This window comes from Arthrobacter sedimenti, assembly GCF_042652025.1.
GTDB classification, from domain to species: Bacteria; Actinomycetota; Actinomycetes; order Actinomycetales; family Micrococcaceae; genus Arthrobacter; species Arthrobacter sedimenti.
Genome location: NZ_JBHSDQ010000005.1, coordinates 47,517 through 63,690, shown reverse-complemented (window position 1 = coordinate 63,690; position 16,174 = coordinate 47,517). Strand labels below are relative to the sequence as shown.

Below are 16,174 nucleotides of genomic sequence, written 5' to 3'. Positions count from 1 at the left end.
GTGCCTGAAAAAATTGTATGTGATTCAGTTCATATAGCAACGCTATAGGTGCTAGGGTAGCGGTTATGAGTTTGGATGGCCAGCTTCCCCCCAAAATGCGGCTGCTTCGTGCTGCCGCGGAACTGCTGGCAAATTCCGCGGGAGCTCCGGTCTCCACCCGCCAGATCACCCAGCTGGCAGGGGTTTCGGCTCCCACGCTGTACCACCACTTCGGTGACAAGGAAGGTCTGTTTGACGCCGTCGTCGCCGCAGGGTTTGAAGAATATGTCGCGGGCGAAAGGGATTTCGCCCCCTCCGGACAGCCGCTTGAGGACATCCGGAGAATGTGGGACAACCATGTCCAGTTCGGACTCAACCAGCCCGAGCTGTACCTGGTGATGTTCGGCAACATCCGCCCGGAAAGCCGGCCTGCCATTGTGGCGGACGCCGAAGCGCTGATGGAGGAGATGCTGAACAAGGCAGCGGCGGCGGGCCAGCTGAACGTCCAGCCCAGGGAAGCGGCCAGGTCCATCCTGGCGGCCAACGTGGGCGTGACGCTCATGCTGATTGCGGAGCCCGCCACCGAACGCAACCTTGAATTGTCCACCATGACCCGGGACGCCATGATCTTTGCGGTGTCCGCCGAGCCCGCCAGCGGGCCGGCCCCGGGCGGCACCGGAAAGTCCTCGGTGGTGGTGGCAGCGATCGCCCTGAACGCCGCACTTCAGGCTTCGCACTCTGACCAGCTTTCCAGCTCGGAACTCAAGCTCTTCCTCGAATGGCTCCACCGGATCTCCACCAGCCCGGCAGGTTAGCCCCACAAACCGGTAATACCCAGCAGTACGTCGTCGTAATCATCGGACCATCCTGCGGAGCAGCAGGAATGACGGTTAGGAAATCACATGGCAACAGAGACAGTTGCAAAACCCCGCACCAGCGCGCGCGTGCACGTCCAAAAGTTCGGGACATTCCTGTCCGGCATGATCATGCCCAACATCGGTGCGTTCATCGCCTGGGGCATCATCACCGCCCTCTTCATCGAGAAGGGGTGGCTGCCCGTTCCGCAACTGGGTGGTTTCGGTGAGACCGACGGGAAGCCGAACATCGGCCTGGTAGGCCCCATGATCACCTACCTCCTGCCGCTGCTGATCGGCTACACCGGCGGCAAGATGGTCTACGACGTCCGCGGCGGCGTGGTGGGCGCCATCGGCACCATGGGCGTGATCGTGGGGGCCGGCATCCCGATGTTCATCGGCGCCATGATCATGGGCCCCCTGGGCGGCTGGACCATGAAGAAGATTGACTCGATCTGGGACGGCAAGATCCGGCCCGGCTTCGAGATGCTGGTGAACAACTTCTCCGCCGGCATCTGGGGCGCCCTGTTGGCGTTGCTGGGGTTCTACGGCATATCGCCCCTGGTCACCGCCTTCAGCACCGCCGCGGGCAACTTCGTCCAGTTCCTGGTGCACAACGGCCTCCTGCCGCTGACCAGCATCTTCATCGAACCGGCCAAGGTCCTGTTCCTCAACAACGCCATCAACCACGGCGTGCTCACCCCGCTGGGCGTGCAGCAGTCGCTGGAGCAGGGCAAGTCCATCCTGTTCCTGCTGGAAGCCAACCCCGGCCCCGGCCTGGGCCTCCTGCTCGCGTACACATTCTTCGGCCGCGGCGCCGCCAAGGCATCGGCTCCCGGCGCAGCCATCATCCAGTTCCTCGGCGGCATCCACGAGATCTACTTCCCGTACGTCCTGATGCGGCCGCTGCTGATCCTGGGTACCATCGCGGGCGGCATGACCGGCATCGCCACCCTTGCCGTCACGAACTCCGGCCTGGTGGCGCCTGCCGCCCCTGGCTCCATTTTCGCCGTGCTGGCGCAGACCTCCCGCGACAGCTACTTCGGCGTGATCCTCTCCGTAGTGCTCGCCGCGGCCGTCTCCTTCCTGGTGTCCTCGGTCATCCTGAAGACCACCAAGCACAGCGATGAGGCAGACCTGGGCGATGCCACCGCCCGCATGGAGGAAATGAAGGGCAAGAAGAGCTCCGTGTCCTCCCATCTGACCGGTGCCGGTGCCGGAACCGCTGCTGGCGCAGCGGCAGGCCGCGGCGGAGTGGGCGTCCTGGCGGGTCCCGTGCGGAACATCGTGTTCGCGTGCGACGCCGGCATGGGCTCCAGTGCCATGGGCGCCTCGGTGCTGCGGAACAAGATCAAGGCGGCCGGCTTCCCGGACGTCAAGGTCACCAACGCCTCCATTGCCAACCTCAGCGACACCTACGACGTTGTGGTCACCCACCAGGACCTGACCGAACGCGCCAAACCGGTCACCTCCAGCGCCATGCACTACTCGGTGGACAACTTCATGAACAGCCCCCGTTACGACGAGATCGTTGACCTGGTCCGCGAGAGCAATACTGAAGGTGCTGCGGCGACCGAGGGGCCGGACGCGGGAGCAGGTACGCCCGGCGGTGCCTCCGCCTCCGGGCCCGCAACGGCGGCCGCGGCCGGCGCCGGCACCACCCACGGTGCACACGCCGCCGACGCCCCGGTCGACGCAGCCCCTGCCGCCGGTGCCTCCGCCAACGGCTCCGCGGACATCCTGGCCCGCGAAAGCGTCATTCTGACCGGAACGGCCACCACCCGCGACGCCGCCATCGACGAGGCCGGCCGGTTGCTGCTGGCCCGCGGGGCCGTGGACGAGGGCTACATAGCTGCCATGCACGAACGCGAGGAATCGGTGTCCACCTACATGGGCAGCTTCCTGGCCATCCCGCACGGCACCAACGCCGCCAAGGACCACATCCGCAAGTCGGCAGTGTCCGTCATCCGCTACCCGGAGGGCATCGACTGGAACGGCAAGCAGGTGAAGTTCGTGGTGGGCGTGGCCGGCATCAACAACGAGCACCTGCACATCCTGTCCTCCATCGCCAAGGTCTTCACCAACAAGGAGCAGGTGGCCCGCCTGGAGGCCGCCACCTCACAGGATGAAATCCTGGACCTCTTCGGAAAGGTCAACGCATAGTGAAGGCAGTACATTTTGGTGCCGGCAACATCGGCCGCGGCTTCGTGGGCCTGCTCCTGCACGATGCCAGCTATGAAGTGGTGTTCGCTGACGTCGCCGAGGAACTGATCAACCGGCTCAAGGAGGCGGACAGCTACGCGGTGCACGAGGTGGGGGAGAACTCCGCCGTGCGCACCGTGGACAACTTCCGTGCCCTGAACTCCAACGCCCAGGAAACGGAACTGGTCCAGGAAATCTCGACGGCGGACATCGTCACCACCGCGGTGGGTCCGCACATCCTGAAGTTCGTGGCGCCGGTGATCGCCAAGGGCATCGTTGCGCGGGAGCCGGGCCTGGCACCGCTGCAGGTGATGGCCTGCGAGAACGCCATCAACGCCACGGACATCCTGGCCAAGGAGGTGGCCTCCCAGCCGGGCGTCACCGCCGCGGTGCTGGACGGGAAGGCGGTGTTCGCCAACACGGCCGTGGACCGGATCGTGCCCAACCAGGAGGCCGGGCAGGGCCTGGACGTCACCGTGGAGACCTTCTACGAGTGGGTCATCGACCGCACCGCCTTCGGTGATTCCGCACCCGTGATCCCCGGTGCCACGTTCGTGGACGACCTTTCGCCTTACATCGAGCGGAAGCTGTTCACCGTGAACACCGGGCACGCCTCTGCTGCCTACTTCGGATTCGAAGCAGGCCTGGAGAAAATCTCCGACGCCATGGCGGACCAGGACGTGGCCGAGGACGTGCGCGCGGTGCTGGAGGAAACCAAGCAGCTGCTGGTGGCCAAGCACGGGTTCAGCAACGACGAACAGGAGGCATATGTCCAGAAAATCCTGGTCAGGTTCTCCAACCCGTACCTGCCGGACACGGTCAACCGGGTGGGCCGGGCTCCGCTGCGGAAGCTAAGCAGGCACGAACGGTTCATCGGCCCTGCCGCGGAACTTGCCGAACGCGGCGTTGTGCCGGAGGCCCTGCTGGGCGCGATTGCGGCCGCGCTGCGGTTCAACGATCCCGCCGATGCGGAAGCCACCGAGCTGGCGTCCATCCTGGGATCCGCCAGCCCCGCCGATGCCACCGCCAGGATCACGGGGCTTGAGCCGGAGCACCCGCTGTTCAACGCCGTGGCCACCCTCGTGGAGGAGCGGCAGGCGGAGATGGCCCGCACCCCCGCCTGACCTGGTCCGCCTTTCGGACTGACCGACGTACTGCACAAACCACGACGCCGGCACTTTCAAAAGTGCCGGCGTCGTGGTTTTGCTGTGCCAAGCTGGGCGGGTGACTTCCAAACAAGCTGCTGCTTTGTTCACTGCCGACGTCGACGGCGGGACGTTCCGCCTCCGCCACGCCACCCGGGCAGACCTGCCTGCCCTGGTCCGGTTGCTGGCGGACGACGCCCTGGGTGCGGGCCGCGAAACCGCCGGGGACCTGGAACCGTATGAGCAGGCTTTCGACGCGATCGACGCCGATCCCGCCCACCTGCTGGCGGTGGGCGAGCTGGTGCGTTCGGGCCAGGAGACGGGATCGATCGTTGCCACCTTCCAGCTGAGTTTCCTCCCCGGCATCTCCCGGCAGGGAGCCTGGCGCTCGCAGCTTGAGGGCGTCCGGGTGGCGGCGTCCCTTCGGGGGCAGGGCATCGGCAAGCTGATGGTGGGATGGGCTGTCCAGGAGTCCCGAAGCCGTGGCTGCCAGCTGATGCAGCTGACCACCCACAAGAGCCGCACGGCGGCCCACCGGTTCTATGAGCAGCTGAGCTTCGAGGCCAGCCACGTCGGGATGAAGTTGACACTCTAGGCCTTGACCGTTAGGTACCCTAAATGTTAGGCTACCTAACGATGAATACGAACGATGCCCAGCTGCAGGAGCTTGCCAGCGGGTTCCGCGAAGCCCTCCGCCACAGTATCTACCTGGTTCGGCGCCTGGACGCTGACGGTGAACTCAGCGCCGCCCAGCTCAGCACCCTCAAGATGATGCTCGGCGAAGGCCAGCGTGTGGGCGAGATCGCCCGAAACCTCGGAGTCCGCGTGCCCAGCGCCACTGAACAGATCATCAAGCTTGAGCGCGCGGGCCTGGCCCGCCGCGAGCCGGACCCGGCGGACTCCCGTGCGGTCCGCGTGATCCTGACTGAGGAAGGCCGCGCCGCCGTCGACTCCGCCAACAAGCGCCGCAACCAGGTGATGGCCGAAATCCTCAGCACCCTCACCGATCAGGACCGTAAGGCCCTGGCCGAAGCCCTGCCGGTCATCGACAAGATCAACGCATCCCTCCAGAACTGAACCGATTAGTACGAAACTTTAGGAGCACCCTCCATGGACGGCCAGCTCGCAGAATCCCTGCAAGCACCAGAATCAACCCTGCAGGCTGAAAAAGCCTCATTCCTGAAGCAGCCAAAGGCAGTCTGGGCCACCGCCCTGGCCGCCGTGTTTGCCTTCATGGGCATCGGCCTGGTGGACCCCATCCTCCCCGCCATCGCCACCAACCTGAACGCCACCCCCAGCCAGGTGTCCCTGCTGTTCACCAGCTACTTCCTGGTCACGGCGCTGGCCATGCTGATCACGGGATTCGTCTCCTCCCGGATCGGCGGCAAAAAGACGCTGCTGATCGGCCTGGCCGTCATCGTCGTCTTCTCCTCGCTCTCCGGCCTGTCCGCCAGCGTCGGTGAACTCGTGGGCTTCCGCGCCGGCTGGGGGCTGGGCAACGCCCTGTTTGTGGCCACCGCCCTCGCCGTGATCGTGGGCGTCGCCAGCGGCGGCGCCGGAACCGCCATCATCCTCTACGAAGCCGCCCTGGGCCTGGGCATCTCCCTCGGCCCGCTCCTTGGCGCCCTCCTGGGCGGCTGGCAGTGGCGTGCCCCCTTCTTCGGCACCGCCGTCCTCATGGCCGCCGCCTTCATCGCCCTGATCGCCCTGCTGCCCAAGACGCCGCTGCCCGAACGCAAGGTCCGGCTGCGGGACCCGCTGCTGGCGCTGGGCCACAAGGGACTGCGCACGACGGCGGCAAGCGGCTTGTTCTACAACTACGGCTTCTTCACCATCCTGGCTTTCACCCCGTTCATCCTGGGCATGAACGCGTACGGAATTGGCGGCGTCTTCTTCGGCTGGGGTGTGGCCGTGGCCGTGTTCTCCGTGTTTGTGGCACCGCCCCTGCAGAACCGCTTCGGCGCCGTGAAGGTCCTGACCGGGACGCTGTTCCTGCTCATGCTGGACCTGGGCGGGCTGGGACTGGCCGCCGGGCACTCGGTTCCTGCCGTCGTCGTCCTGGTCATCGTTGCCGGTGCGCTGCTGGGCGTCAACAACACCATCTACACCGAACTGGCCATGGGCGTCTCCGATTCGCCCCGGCCCGTGGCATCCTCCGGCTACAACTTTGTCCGCTGGATGGGCGGCGCCCTGGCACCGTTCCTGGCGGCGCAGCTCGGTGAACACTTTGGCCCGCAGGTTCCGTTCTTCGCCGGCGCCGTGGCCATGGTGATCGCCATCCTGATCGCGTTCGGCGGACGCAAGTACCTGTCCTCGCACGAACCGCACGTGGTCTAAGCACTGCTGGTCAAACAACAAACCCTCCATCACATGGCGTGTGATGGAGGGTTTGTTGTTTCCCTGCGAAAGGTGATGGGGCGTTACTTGGCCTTGGCCGACCCCTTTGGCACGAAGAGTGTCTCCGCCTGCTCCAGCGACATCCCGTTGGTCTCCGGCACCTTGAACATGACGAAGAAGAAGGACGCGGCCGCGAACAGGGCATACATGGCGTACGTCAGCGGCAAGGACGCGGCTGCCATCACCGGGAAGCTGAGGGTGATCACGAAGTTGGCCACCCACTGGGCAGCCGCGGCCAGGCCAAGGGCGCGGGCACGGATCCTGGACGGGAAGATCTCGCCCAGGAGAACCCATACCAGCGGGCCCCAGGAGGCGCCGAAGCTGATCACGAAGACGTTGGCGGCCACCAGGGCAACGGGACCCCAGGCGCCGGGCAGGCTGATGTCCTCGCCGCTGCCGGTTGCCGAAGAGAATGCCAAGGCCATTGCACCCAGGGACACTGCCATGCCCACCGATCCGGTCAGGAGGATGGGGCGGCGGCCAACGCGGTCCACCAGGGCAATGGCCACCAGGGTAACCAGGATGTTGGTCACGGAAGTTGCCACCGAGATGGCCAGGGAGTCCTTCTCCTGGAAGCCCACAGCCTTCCACAGAGTGGTGGAGTAGTAGAAGATCACGTTGATGCCCACGAACTGCTGCAGCACGGACAGGATGATGCCCACCCAGACCACGGCCTGCAGGCCCAGGGTCTTGCCGCGCAGGGAGCCCTTCTGGCCGGCGAGCTTGTCCTCCTCGATGGCTTCCTGAATGTCGCGGATGTGCCGGTCCGTGTCCTCCGCCGGGGCGATGGAGGCGAACACCTTCCGGGCCTCGTCCTCCTTGCCCTTGAACACCAGGAACCGCGGGGATTCGGGCAGGGTGAAGGCGATCCAGCCGTAGACGACGGCGGGCACCGCGGCGGCAAGGAACATCCAGCGCCACGCTTCAATGCCCAGCCAGAAGTTCTGGTCCGCGCCGCCCGCGGTGGTGGCCAGGACCGCGTCCGACAGCAGGGCGGCGAAGATGCCGGTGGTGATGGCCAGTTGCTGCAGCGAGGCCAGGCGGCCGCGGACCTTCCGGGGTGAAATCTCGGAGATGTAGGCGGGGGCGATGACGGAGGCCAGGCCGATGCCCAGCCCGCCCACCAGGCGCCAGAACACCAGGTCCCACACGCCGAACGCGAAGCCGGTTCCCAGGGCGCTGACCAGGAAGAGGAGTGCGCCCAGCTTCATGGCCGGGATACGGCCGTGGCGGTCCGCTACCCTGCCCGCCAGGAAGGCGCCCGCCGCGCAGCCCAGCAGGGCGACGGCCACGGCGAATCCGGTCACGGCCTCGGACAGTGCGAATTCTTCCTTCAGTGCGTCCACGGCACCGTTGACCACGGACGAATCGAACCCGAAGAGGAATCCGCCCACCGCCCCCGCAAGCGCCAGCCAGATCACCCGCCGCGGTATCCCGGTATTGGTCTGCTCCTGTGCAGTGGGCATGGTTCTCCCTGGGTTCTGGAATGGGTGGAAGCGGTGCGGCCGTCGTCGGCTGCAGAACCGGTTACGTCGCCGGTGCGCTTCCGCCAGTGTTCCATGCCATGGCTCCCTGATCCACTCGAGCGGCTGCGCGGGCGCTCTGCTGCGCGCCAAGAAAGAAGGCGACGACGGCGGTCCGTGCCGCCGTCGTCGCCTCCTCCACGCTGCCCTGCTAGTGCGCCGGGATCTGCATGTTGTCCTTGTCCTGCGGAGATGCCTTCTGGTCGGTCAGCTTCTTCCGCGGCAGGGCGAAACTGATGAGGAACGCCAGGCCCGTCAGTGCTGCGGCCGTCAGCATTACCGTGTCGATGGACGTGGCGAATCCTTCGGTAATGGGCCGGGTCAACGTGCTGTTGGCGGTGTGCAGCCAGCTCGTGTCGTTCAGCGAATCGTTGGAGGCGCCGTTCTTGAAGAAGTCGTACAGCTTGGCGTTGGCGGGGTCCGAGGCCACCGCCGGGTCCTTGAGGACGGCCAGGTAGGCGGGGTCGCTGGCAGCGGCCTTCATTCCTTCGGCAATCTTGTCAGCTGCCAGGCTGAACAGCATGGAGATGAAGACGGCTGTGCCCACGGCGCCGCCCATGGAGCGGAAGAAGGCGGCGGAGGAGGTTCCCACGCCCATGTCCCGCGGCGGCACCGAAGTCTGCATGGCCAGGGTGAGCGGCTGCATGCAGAATCCCAGGCCGGCGCCGAAGAACACCGCGATGAGGCCGGGAACCCACAGTTCGGTGTCCACTTTCAATACCGAACCCATCACCAGGGCTGCGGCGGTCAGGATGCCGGTGCCCATGATGGGGAAGATCCGGAACGTGCCGGAGGCCGAGATGGTGCGGCCGGCGGTGATGGAGCCGAACAGGATGCCGATGGTGAACGTGATCATCATCAGGCCGGCTTCGGTGGGGGTCAGGCCCTTCACCAGCTGCAGGTACATCGGGAGCATGGCGATGGCACCGAACATGCCGATGCCGATGATGAAGTTCAGCAGCGAGGACAGCCCGAACGTGATGTTGTGGAAGAGCCGCAGCGGGATCAGGGCGTAGTCGCCGGCGCGCTTTTCTGCCAGCAGGAACCACACGATGCCCAGCACGCCAACGCCGTAGCAGAGGAAGGAGTTGGTGGAGGTCCAGCCCCAGGAACGGCCCTGTTCGGCCACCAGCAGGAGCGGAACGATGGCCACGGTGATGGCGGCGGCGCCCCAGTAGTCGATCTTCTGCTTGAGGTGCCTGGCCGGCAGGTGCAGGAACAGGAACACCACCACCAGGGCGGCGAGGCCGATGGGCACGTTGATGAAGAAGACCCAGCGCCAGCCGTCGAAGCCCAGGATGTTGGCGGAGCCGGCGAAGGCGCCGCCCACCACGGGACCCAGGACCGAGGAGATGCCGAAGACGGACATGAAGTAGCCCTGGTACTTGGCGCGGTCCTTCAGGGAGACGATGTCCCCGATGATGGTCAGCGCCAGGGCCAGCAGGCCGCCGGCACCCAGGCCCTGGATGCCGCGGGCAATGGCAAGCTCGGTCATCGAGTGCACGGACCCGGCGTAGATGGAGCCCGCCAGGAAGACGGCGATCGCGGTCAGGTACAGCGGGCGGCGGCCAAAGATGTCGCTTAGCTTGCCGTACAGAGGGGTGCTGACGGTGGAGGTGATCAGGTACGCCGTGGTGGCCCATGCCTGCAGGGAGAGCCCGTCCAGGTCATTGGCAATGGTGTAAATCGACGTGGAGACGATGGTCTGGTCAAGGGATGCCAGGAACATGCCCAGCATCAGGCCCACCATTACGGTGACGATCTGGCGTTGCGTCAGGGCTTCTCCGGCGCCGGGCGCGGCCGTGGATTTGGACATGGGTGCTCCAAGGGAAAGAAAAGGATATAAGCAGCGATAGTTGCTTTCAGTAACTATCTTACCTGCTCTTTCTATTCCCCGCCTTGGAGACTTTTCGCTTTACGGCTCCACAAGGATGCCATCCGGGTCGCACCAGACGGTGGCTCCGGGACGGAAGGTCACGCCGTCGATCACTACGTCCACATCCACCTCGCCGGCGCCGGCCTTCAGGCTCTTCCGCGGGTTGCTGCCGAGTGCCTTGACACCCAGGTCCAGCTGCCCAATCGCCACCCGGTCCCGGATGGCCCCGTTGATGACGACGCCGGCCCAGCCGTTCGCCACCGCGCTTTCGGCGATCATGTCCCCCATCAGCGCCGTGCCCAGCGAGCCGCCGCCGTCCACCACCAGCACAGCCCCGTTGCCCGGAGAATTGAGCGTCGACTTCACCAGGGCGTTGTCCTGGAAGCAGCGGATGGTACGGACCGGGCCGCTGAAGTGCGAGCGGCCGCCCAGGGACTGGAACTGCAGGGAGACGGACACCAGTTCGTCGCCGCGCTCGTCGTAAAGGTCCGCCGTGTTTACCGCTGTGCCTTCTGCCGGGGTGGGTGCGCTCATCTGGTTCTCCTTTTTCCTGGCAATTTTGTTCGTTGGGCAATGGGCCGCCAAATACCCGGGCGGCCAGCTACCGCCCACGATAGTCTGATCCCACCGCCAACCGGCCGCACCAGGGGGAGCCAAGCCAATGAGTCCGTTCCACACGCCCGTGCCGCCGGGCGGCACCTCCGAAGGTGTCAGTACGACGGCGGCGCTCTCCGAACCGGTGCACGAGGTCACCGCCCGCTGGGTCACCGGCCTGGTGCTGGTCAACGTAGGCATCAACGCCGCGTTCTTCGGCCCCATCAACGTGTTCATCGGCCAGCAGGCAATCACCATCGACGCGCCCGGCAAGGAGGCCATCCTCTCGCTGGTCACGGCCTGCGGTGCGGCGGTCTCCCTGGTGGCCAACCCGCTCTTCGGCGCGCTCTCGGACCGGACCACTTCCCGTTTTGGCCGGCGCTCGCCGTGGGTGCTGGCCGGAGCAGTGCTGGCCACCGCGGCGCTGCTGGCCATGTCCTTCTCGGGCGCCGTGGCGCTCATGGTGCTGTTCTGGTGCCTGGTGCAGCTCGGCGCAAACGCCGCCTACGCCGCCATCACCGCCGCAGTGCCGGACCGGGTGCCGGTGGTCCAGCGCGGGGGAGTGGGCGGGCTCGCGGCCATGGGCCAGACACTGGGAATCCTCACCGGGGCCGTCTTCGGTGCCGTGGTATCCGGCAACTTCATGGTGGGCTACTGGCTGTGTGCAGGGGCGCTGCTGCTGTCCGTGCTGCCATACCTGTTCCACCGGAACGACCCCGCACTGCCAAAGGATGCTGCCGGCCGCTTCCGGCCCGGCGGGTTTCTCCGTGGCTTCTGGATCAGCCCCCGGTGCTACCCGGACTTCGCGTGGGCCTGGCTGACCCGGTTCCTGGTGAATGTGGGCAACCAGCTGACCATCGTCTACCTGCTCTTCTTCCTGCGGGACGTGATCGGGCACGAGGATCCGGCCGCCGGCGTGCTGGTCCTGACGGGGATCTATGCCGTGATGGTGATGATCACCGCAGTGCTGGCGGGGCCGTGGAGCGACCGGATGGGAAGGCGAAAGCCCTTCGTTATCGGTTCCTCCGCCACTATTGCCATGGCCGGTGCCATCATGGCGTTCTTCCCCGTGTGGCCCGGCGCCTTGGCCGGCGCTGCCGTGCTGGGTATCGGCTTCGGGGCGTACCTGGCCGTGGACTTCGCCCTGCTCACCCAGGTCCTGCCCTTCGCCGTCAGCCGCGGCAAGGATATGGGGGTGATCAACGTGGCCAATTCCCTGCCGCAGGTGGTCGCCCCGGCGCTGGCACTGCTGGCCGTGACCTACGGGGGCGGCTACCGCACACTGTTCCTTACGGCAGCCGTCATTGGGCTGCTGGGCGCCGTCTTCGTGGTGAAAATCAAGGGCGTCAACTGACCCTGCTGGAGGCAATAGTAAGGCTGGCTGACTAATTAGGGCACGGATCTGTGCCGTATAGTTGAACCGGCTGCAGGGCGGTACGGAAGTGGGGGCGCTCCTGGCCGCAGTCGCAAAAACACAACCCCGGAATGCTGATGCCCGAGACTTTTTCAGACCATCCGCCCATGGCCGCCCGGCCTTCCGCTCCACGCCAGCGCCTCCGCTATGCGCGGATCCTCGATACAGCTGCAGGGTTCGCCCGCACGGGACTCGACGGCGTGGAACTTTCCCAGGTCGCAGAAAAAGCAGACGTGCCGCTGGGCACCCTCTACCGCTACTTTCCATCCCCTACGCACCTGATGCTGGCGCTGTACCGGCAGCAGCTGGACGAGCTGCAGGCAGGAACCCGTAACTCCTCCCCGCGCTTCCGCGGCCGCGCACTCTCCGGCCTGCTGATGGAGATCTTCCACATGCGCGTCATGCAGCCCGCGGTGGAGCAGTGCCTCAGCCGGGGCGTGTACCTTCCGGAAAAGGACACCACGGACCTCCTGCGCGAGATCGACGCGCTCAGCGAAAAGCTCGTTACCGCTGCCTGCGGTGACGCCGTAGGGGCGCGGGTCCTCCTGCTGACCGTGACTGGCCTGGTCCAGTCCGTGCGGAACCGCCGGCTTTCCCTCTTCGAAGCCGAGGAGGACCTCAAAAAGGCATGCGGCAGGCTGTCTCCGGAGGCGGATTCCAGGTTCACAGTGACCAAATCGGCGTAACTGGTCTAGACCAAAAGAGCATTAAATCCGTCATAATGCCGTGATCTGGATCATAGAATTCTTGCCTAAACGTTTTTTCTCCTCGCAGTGCTGTCAAGAGGCCCCTAAAGCTGCTTCTTCGGTTGCCTACCATGGAGGCACAGGAGCGGCAGGGCGGAAACATCCCCGGCGTTCCCACGGACCCGCTACCCATGGGTTTCCTGTCGCACTACTTTCCCTGCTTGGGCCCGGCCGGGCTCCAGCCCCATGTGCCGTGTGCCCACGGCGAGCACCAGGAGACAACGACGTGTCCATTGACGCAATCACTGCCATTGACGATTCCGCAACCGCCCCGCTGACCGAGGACGAGATCTTCGGAGCCCACCAGGGCGGCAAGCTGTCCATCAGCACCACCGCACCGCTGTCCAACAAGCGGGACCTGTCCATCGCCTACACCCCGGGCGTGGCAGAGGTCAGCCGCGCCATCCACGCCAAGCCCGAACTGGCCCGCACCCTCACCTGGGCCGAGCGCCTGGTGGTCGTGGTCAGCGACGGCACCGCCGTCCTGGGCCTGGGCAACATCGGCGCCAGCGCCTCGCTGCCCGTTATGGAGGGCAAGTCCGCCCTGTTCAAGACTTTTGGCGACCTGGATTCCATTCCGCTGGTCCTCAACACTACCGACGTGGACGAGATTGTGGAAACCCTGGTCCGCCTGCGCCCCAGCTTCGGCGCCGTGAATCTTGAGGACATCTCCGCCCCGCGCTGCTTCGAGCTCGAGGAAAAGCTGATCGAGGCCCTGGACTGCCCGGTCATGCACGACGACCAGCACGGAACCGCCGTCGTGGCCCTCGCCGCCCTGACCAACGCCGCGAAGGTAACCGGCCGGGGCCTGGAAGGACTGAAAGTGGTGGTGTCCGGTGCTGGCGCAGCGGGCATTGCGGTCGCTGAGATCCTGTTGGCTGCCGGCATCAGCGATGTGGTCCTCCTGGACTCGCGCGGTGTCATTAACAGCAGCCGCCCGGACCTGGCAGCAGACTCCACGAGCAAGAAGGCCGACATCGCCGGCCGCAGCAACCCCCGTGGCCTTTCCGGCGGCCCCGCCGAGGCGCTGGCGGGAGCCGATGTCTTCATCGGCGTCTCCTCTTCCAAGCTGGACGAGGCACACCTGGCCACGATGAACCAGGACGCCATCGTGTTCGCGCTGTCTAACCCGGACCCGGAAGTCCTGCCCGAGGTGGCCGTGAAGTACGCCGCAGTGGTTGCCACCGGCCGCAGCGATTTCCCCAACCAGATCAACAACGTCCTGGCCTTCCCGGGCATTTTCCGCGGCGCCCTCGACGCCGGCGCCCGCCGCATCACCCCTGCCATGAAGCTTGCAGCGGCGCGTGCCATCGCCGAGCTCGCGGCCGAGGACCTTTCGGCTGACTACATCGTGCCCAGCCCGCTGGACCCGCGCGTTGCCCCAGCCGTGACCGCCGCCGTCGCCGCGGCGGTGGAAGCCGAGTAAGACTTCTTCCTGCAGGAAACCACGACGGCGGTGCCTCCTTCGCGAAAGGAGGCACCGCCGTCGTGGTTTAAGAAGCTGGGCGTTACGCAGCGGCCCGGCTTGGGGGCCATGACAGACTGGGGACTATGAGCTCCGAGACCATGGTGACCATCCTGTGCGGCCTGGCGATCCTGGTGGGGGTGGCGGGCACGATCATCCCGGTCCTGCCCGGAAGTGTCCTGATCGGCGTGAGCCTGCTGGCCTGGGCCATCTGGGGCGGCGCCGGGACTGCCGGATGGGTGGTCTTCGCGGTGGCCATGATCTTCGTCGCCGCGGGGATGACTGCCGGCGCTGTCCTCACGGGGAGGAAGCTGAAGCAGCACGCCATTCCCAGCCGGAGCATAGTTGTGGCCCTGGTGGCGGGCGTGGTGGGGATGTTCATCATCCCGGTTGTGGGGCTCTTCGTGGGCTTCGCTGCCGGTCTGCTGGTCAGTGAGTTCCTCCGCACGCGGAACATGTCCACGGCGGCGCGATCCAGCTGGGCGGCGCTCAAGGCCACCGGCCTTGGCATGCTCGCCGAATTCGGGCTCGCCTGCCTCGCCGCCAGCACATGGGTCATCGGGGTTTGGATCGCTGCCGCCAACGGCTGAATCTAGAGACCCAAGCCGCCGAGCTTGTCGCCCAGTCCGCCCGGAAGTTTGTCCCCCAGCCCGCCGGGAAGCTTCGACAGCAGGTCGGCTGGATTGATGCCCAGTTTGGACAGCAGGCCCGCATGCTGCTCAGTGTCCACCTGGTCCGGCAGCTCCGACTCCGCCTGCGACGCCTTGTCCTGGTCTCCCTGGGACCGCAGGAGTTCGAGGATCTGGTTCTTGTCGATCTGCATGGCATTTCTCCTTACTGGATGATTACTAAGGGTACTTACTACCTTTCCTGAAAATACGGCGTGGGACAAGGCCCCGTCACTGGGCGACATCCCCGGTGTCCGGGCGTTGGGGCGCGCGCCAGCCGAAAGCTCCCCGCGGCTAGCATGGAAGGATGAGCTCCGGGGATACTGCGCCGATCTACTGGGACAGCCGCGACCTCACTCCTTTCGGGCAGGCCCACCTGCGCACTCCAGTCCATGACCTCGCCGGGGGAGTAGGGGGCCTGCTCACCGGAGTTTTGGGGGGACGCAATCCAGCCCTGCTGTCCATCGACGGTGAGGTGCCGCGGCTCAAGCGGCTGCTGCCCAAGCCGGCCAAGGCGATCCATGAGGCTGTCTTCACCAGCCGGGAACCGGAGCGCCTAATCACCCTGGCGCGTGCCTACCCGGGTTGGGCCGGGCTCTGCTACCTGACGGCGGGACTGCTGGTTTACAAGCACGGCGGTTACCTGCGCGCCTCCGAGCTTCTCCAGCGCGGACTCACCACCAGGAACGACGACGAAGCGAACCGTTACTCCTCCACCTACCTCACCCGCATCGTCACCAGGATCGAACTCGCCGAGCGGGTGGAGATTCCCGTCCTGTTCAGCGAGGAATCGGTGTTCCTGGCCTTGGCCCACTCGTTGCGCGAGACGGGCCGCACCGAAGCTGCGCTCGACGCTCTCGCCGGGCTGCCGCCGTCGCTCCCTATGGCCTTGGCACGCTGCTCGCTGGCCCTCACCTTGGGCCGGAGCCGTACAGTAATCGACTGGACCGAGGGGCTGCTGAACGCGGACGACCTCTCGGCCGCCCTGTTGCTGGTCCGGGCCCGTGCCCTGCGGCGGGAGGGCCGGTTCGATGCTGCGCACCAGGCGATCGCCGAAGTCCTTCGCCGGCGCAAGACCCACCTGGCGCTCCGCAACGACGCGCTCACGGACAGGGCGATGTTGGTGCTGGAATCAAGCCGCCGGTCCCTGAACCCGCGTGACTGGGGACGCCGGCGCACGGACCCGGAACCGCAGCGGGAGCTTGAAGCGCCGGTGCCCATCCGGAAGGACGAGGAGATGCGGCGGATCTGGGAGCGGGACTGGAAGGAACTCAGCGGCGACTAGGAATTCCGCTGTGAACCAGGCATGGC

15 protein-coding genes are annotated in these 16,174 nt (G+C 66.0%); 11 read left to right on the top strand and 4 right to left on the bottom strand.

Going from position 1 to position 16,174, the window contains the following annotated elements:
- Nucleotides 1-65 precede the first annotated feature (65 nt).
- The 6 genes from ACFO0G_RS12980 to ACFO0G_RS12955 all read left to right on the top strand — a co-directional run bounded on the left by ACFO0G_RS12980 (nucleotide 66) and on the right by ACFO0G_RS12955 (nucleotide 6,517).
- Nucleotides 66-794, top strand: coding sequence for a TetR/AcrR family transcriptional regulator (locus ACFO0G_RS12980; protein ID WP_159629673.1), 729 nt, complete (start codon nucleotides 66-68; stop codon nucleotides 792-794).
- Nucleotides 795-881: 87 nt separating this feature from the next.
- Complete coding sequence (locus ACFO0G_RS12975) at nucleotides 882-2,996, top strand: PTS mannitol transporter subunit IICBA (RefSeq protein WP_286400341.1); 2,115 nt, start codon at nucleotides 882-884, stop codon at nucleotides 2,994-2,996.
- Nucleotides 2,996-4,159: a mannitol-1-phosphate 5-dehydrogenase gene (locus tag ACFO0G_RS12970; RefSeq protein ID WP_286400340.1), complete on the top strand. Its 1,164-nt coding sequence runs from the start codon at nucleotides 2,996-2,998 to the stop codon at nucleotides 4,157-4,159. Before ACFO0G_RS12975 ends, ACFO0G_RS12970 begins: the two co-directional genes overlap by 1 nt.
- 124 nt (nucleotides 4,160-4,283) lie before the next feature.
- The gene (locus ACFO0G_RS12965) at nucleotides 4,284-4,775 is read left to right on the top strand and encodes a GNAT family N-acetyltransferase (RefSeq protein ID WP_286404674.1); all 492 of its coding nucleotides are present in this window, start codon (nucleotides 4,284-4,286) and stop codon (nucleotides 4,773-4,775) included.
- A 41-nt stretch (nucleotides 4,776-4,816) separates the two neighbouring features.
- On the top strand, nucleotides 4,817-5,257 hold the full coding sequence (locus ACFO0G_RS12960; protein WP_286400339.1) for a MarR family winged helix-turn-helix transcriptional regulator: 441 nt from the start codon (nucleotides 4,817-4,819) through the stop codon (nucleotides 5,255-5,257).
- Between the two features lie 33 nt (nucleotides 5,258-5,290).
- Complete coding sequence (locus ACFO0G_RS12955) at nucleotides 5,291-6,517, top strand: MFS transporter (RefSeq protein WP_286400337.1); 1,227 nt, start codon at nucleotides 5,291-5,293, stop codon at nucleotides 6,515-6,517.
- A gap of 83 nt (nucleotides 6,518-6,600) precedes the next feature.
- Here the strand turns inward: ACFO0G_RS12955 and ACFO0G_RS12950 are convergent, their stop codons facing one another.
- The 3 genes from ACFO0G_RS12950 to rraA all read right to left on the bottom strand — a co-directional run bounded on the left by ACFO0G_RS12950 (nucleotide 6,601) and on the right by rraA (nucleotide 10,510).
- Nucleotides 6,601-8,043 carry a sugar porter family MFS transporter gene (locus ACFO0G_RS12950; RefSeq protein WP_286400335.1) on the bottom strand — a complete coding sequence of 481 codons (1,443 nt, stop codon included), beginning with the start codon at nucleotides 8,041-8,043 and terminating at the stop codon, nucleotides 6,601-6,603.
- A gap of 208 nt (nucleotides 8,044-8,251) precedes the next feature.
- A complete protein-coding gene (locus ACFO0G_RS12945; protein WP_286400333.1) occupies nucleotides 8,252-9,916 on the bottom strand; it encodes an MDR family MFS transporter in 1,665 nt (554 codons plus the stop codon).
- A 99-nt stretch (nucleotides 9,917-10,015) separates the two neighbouring features.
- Nucleotides 10,016-10,510, bottom strand: coding sequence for a ribonuclease E activity regulator RraA (gene rraA / locus ACFO0G_RS12940; RefSeq protein WP_286400331.1), 495 nt, complete (start codon nucleotides 10,508-10,510; stop codon nucleotides 10,016-10,018).
- A gap of 127 nt (nucleotides 10,511-10,637) precedes the next feature.
- On the opposite strand from rraA, the gene ACFO0G_RS12935 reads away from it, so the two are divergent.
- From ACFO0G_RS12935 to ACFO0G_RS12920, 4 genes are all read left to right on the top strand, one after another.
- On the top strand, nucleotides 10,638-11,924 hold the full coding sequence (locus tag ACFO0G_RS12935) for an MFS transporter (protein ID WP_286400330.1): 1,287 nt from the start codon (nucleotides 10,638-10,640) through the stop codon (nucleotides 11,922-11,924).
- Between the two features lie 137 nt (nucleotides 11,925-12,061).
- Entirely contained in the window at nucleotides 12,062-12,670 is a 609-nt protein-coding gene (locus tag ACFO0G_RS12930; protein ID WP_286400327.1) for a TetR/AcrR family transcriptional regulator, read from the top strand.
- A 286-nt stretch (nucleotides 12,671-12,956) separates the two neighbouring features.
- Nucleotides 12,957-14,156: an NAD(P)-dependent malic enzyme gene (locus ACFO0G_RS12925; RefSeq protein WP_286400326.1), complete on the top strand. Its 1,200-nt coding sequence runs from the start codon at nucleotides 12,957-12,959 to the stop codon at nucleotides 14,154-14,156.
- A 125-nt stretch (nucleotides 14,157-14,281) separates the two neighbouring features.
- Complete coding sequence (locus ACFO0G_RS12920; RefSeq protein WP_286400323.1) at nucleotides 14,282-14,785, top strand: DUF456 domain-containing protein; 504 nt, start codon at nucleotides 14,282-14,284, stop codon at nucleotides 14,783-14,785.
- Between the two features lie 2 nt (nucleotides 14,786-14,787).
- Here ACFO0G_RS12920 and ACFO0G_RS12915 read toward each other — a convergent pair whose 3' ends face one another.
- Nucleotides 14,788-15,018, bottom strand: a complete 231-nt coding sequence (locus ACFO0G_RS12915; RefSeq protein ID WP_142132234.1) for a hypothetical protein — start codon at nucleotides 15,016-15,018, stop codon at nucleotides 14,788-14,790.
- 152 nt (nucleotides 15,019-15,170) lie between these two features.
- Here ACFO0G_RS12915 and ACFO0G_RS12910 point away from each other — a divergent pair, with 152 nt between their 5' ends.
- On the top strand, nucleotides 15,171-16,148 hold the full coding sequence (locus ACFO0G_RS12910; protein ID WP_286400320.1) for a hypothetical protein: 978 nt from the start codon (nucleotides 15,171-15,173) through the stop codon (nucleotides 16,146-16,148).
- Nucleotides 16,149-16,174 lie beyond the last annotated feature (26 nt).

Bases quoted from the DNA above. Each gene is read 5' to 3' on its own strand.
- ACFO0G_RS12955 (WP_286400337.1), top strand. From the start codon at position 5,291: ATGGACGGCCAGCTCGCAGAATCCCTGCAAGCACCAGAATCAACCCTG.
- ACFO0G_RS12910 (WP_286400320.1), top strand. From the start codon at position 15,171: ATGAGCTCCGGGGATACTGCGCCGATCTACTGGGACAGCCGCGACCTC.
- ACFO0G_RS12975 (WP_286400341.1), top strand. From the start codon at position 882: ATGGCAACAGAGACAGTTGCAAAACCCCGCACCAGCGCGCGCGTGCAC.
- ACFO0G_RS12980 (WP_159629673.1), top strand. From the start codon at position 66: ATGAGTTTGGATGGCCAGCTTCCCCCCAAAATGCGGCTGCTTCGTGCT.
- ACFO0G_RS12915 (WP_142132234.1), bottom strand. From the start codon at position 15,018: ATGCAGATCGACAAGAACCAGATCCTCGAACTCCTGCGGTCCCAGGGA.
- rraA (WP_286400331.1), bottom strand. From the start codon at position 10,510: ATGAGCGCACCCACCCCGGCAGAAGGCACAGCGGTAAACACGGCGGAC.
- ACFO0G_RS12930 (WP_286400327.1), top strand. From the start codon at position 12,062: ATGCCCGAGACTTTTTCAGACCATCCGCCCATGGCCGCCCGGCCTTCC.
- ACFO0G_RS12960 (WP_286400339.1), top strand. From the start codon at position 4,817: ATGAATACGAACGATGCCCAGCTGCAGGAGCTTGCCAGCGGGTTCCGC.
- ACFO0G_RS12945 (WP_286400333.1), bottom strand. From the start codon at position 9,916: ATGTCCAAATCCACGGCCGCGCCCGGCGCCGGAGAAGCCCTGACGCAA.
- ACFO0G_RS12935 (WP_286400330.1), top strand. From the start codon at position 10,638: ATGAGTCCGTTCCACACGCCCGTGCCGCCGGGCGGCACCTCCGAAGGT.
- ACFO0G_RS12920 (WP_286400323.1), top strand. From the start codon at position 14,282: ATGAGCTCCGAGACCATGGTGACCATCCTGTGCGGCCTGGCGATCCTG.
- ACFO0G_RS12950 (WP_286400335.1), bottom strand. From the start codon at position 8,043: ATGCCCACTGCACAGGAGCAGACCAATACCGGGATACCGCGGCGGGTG.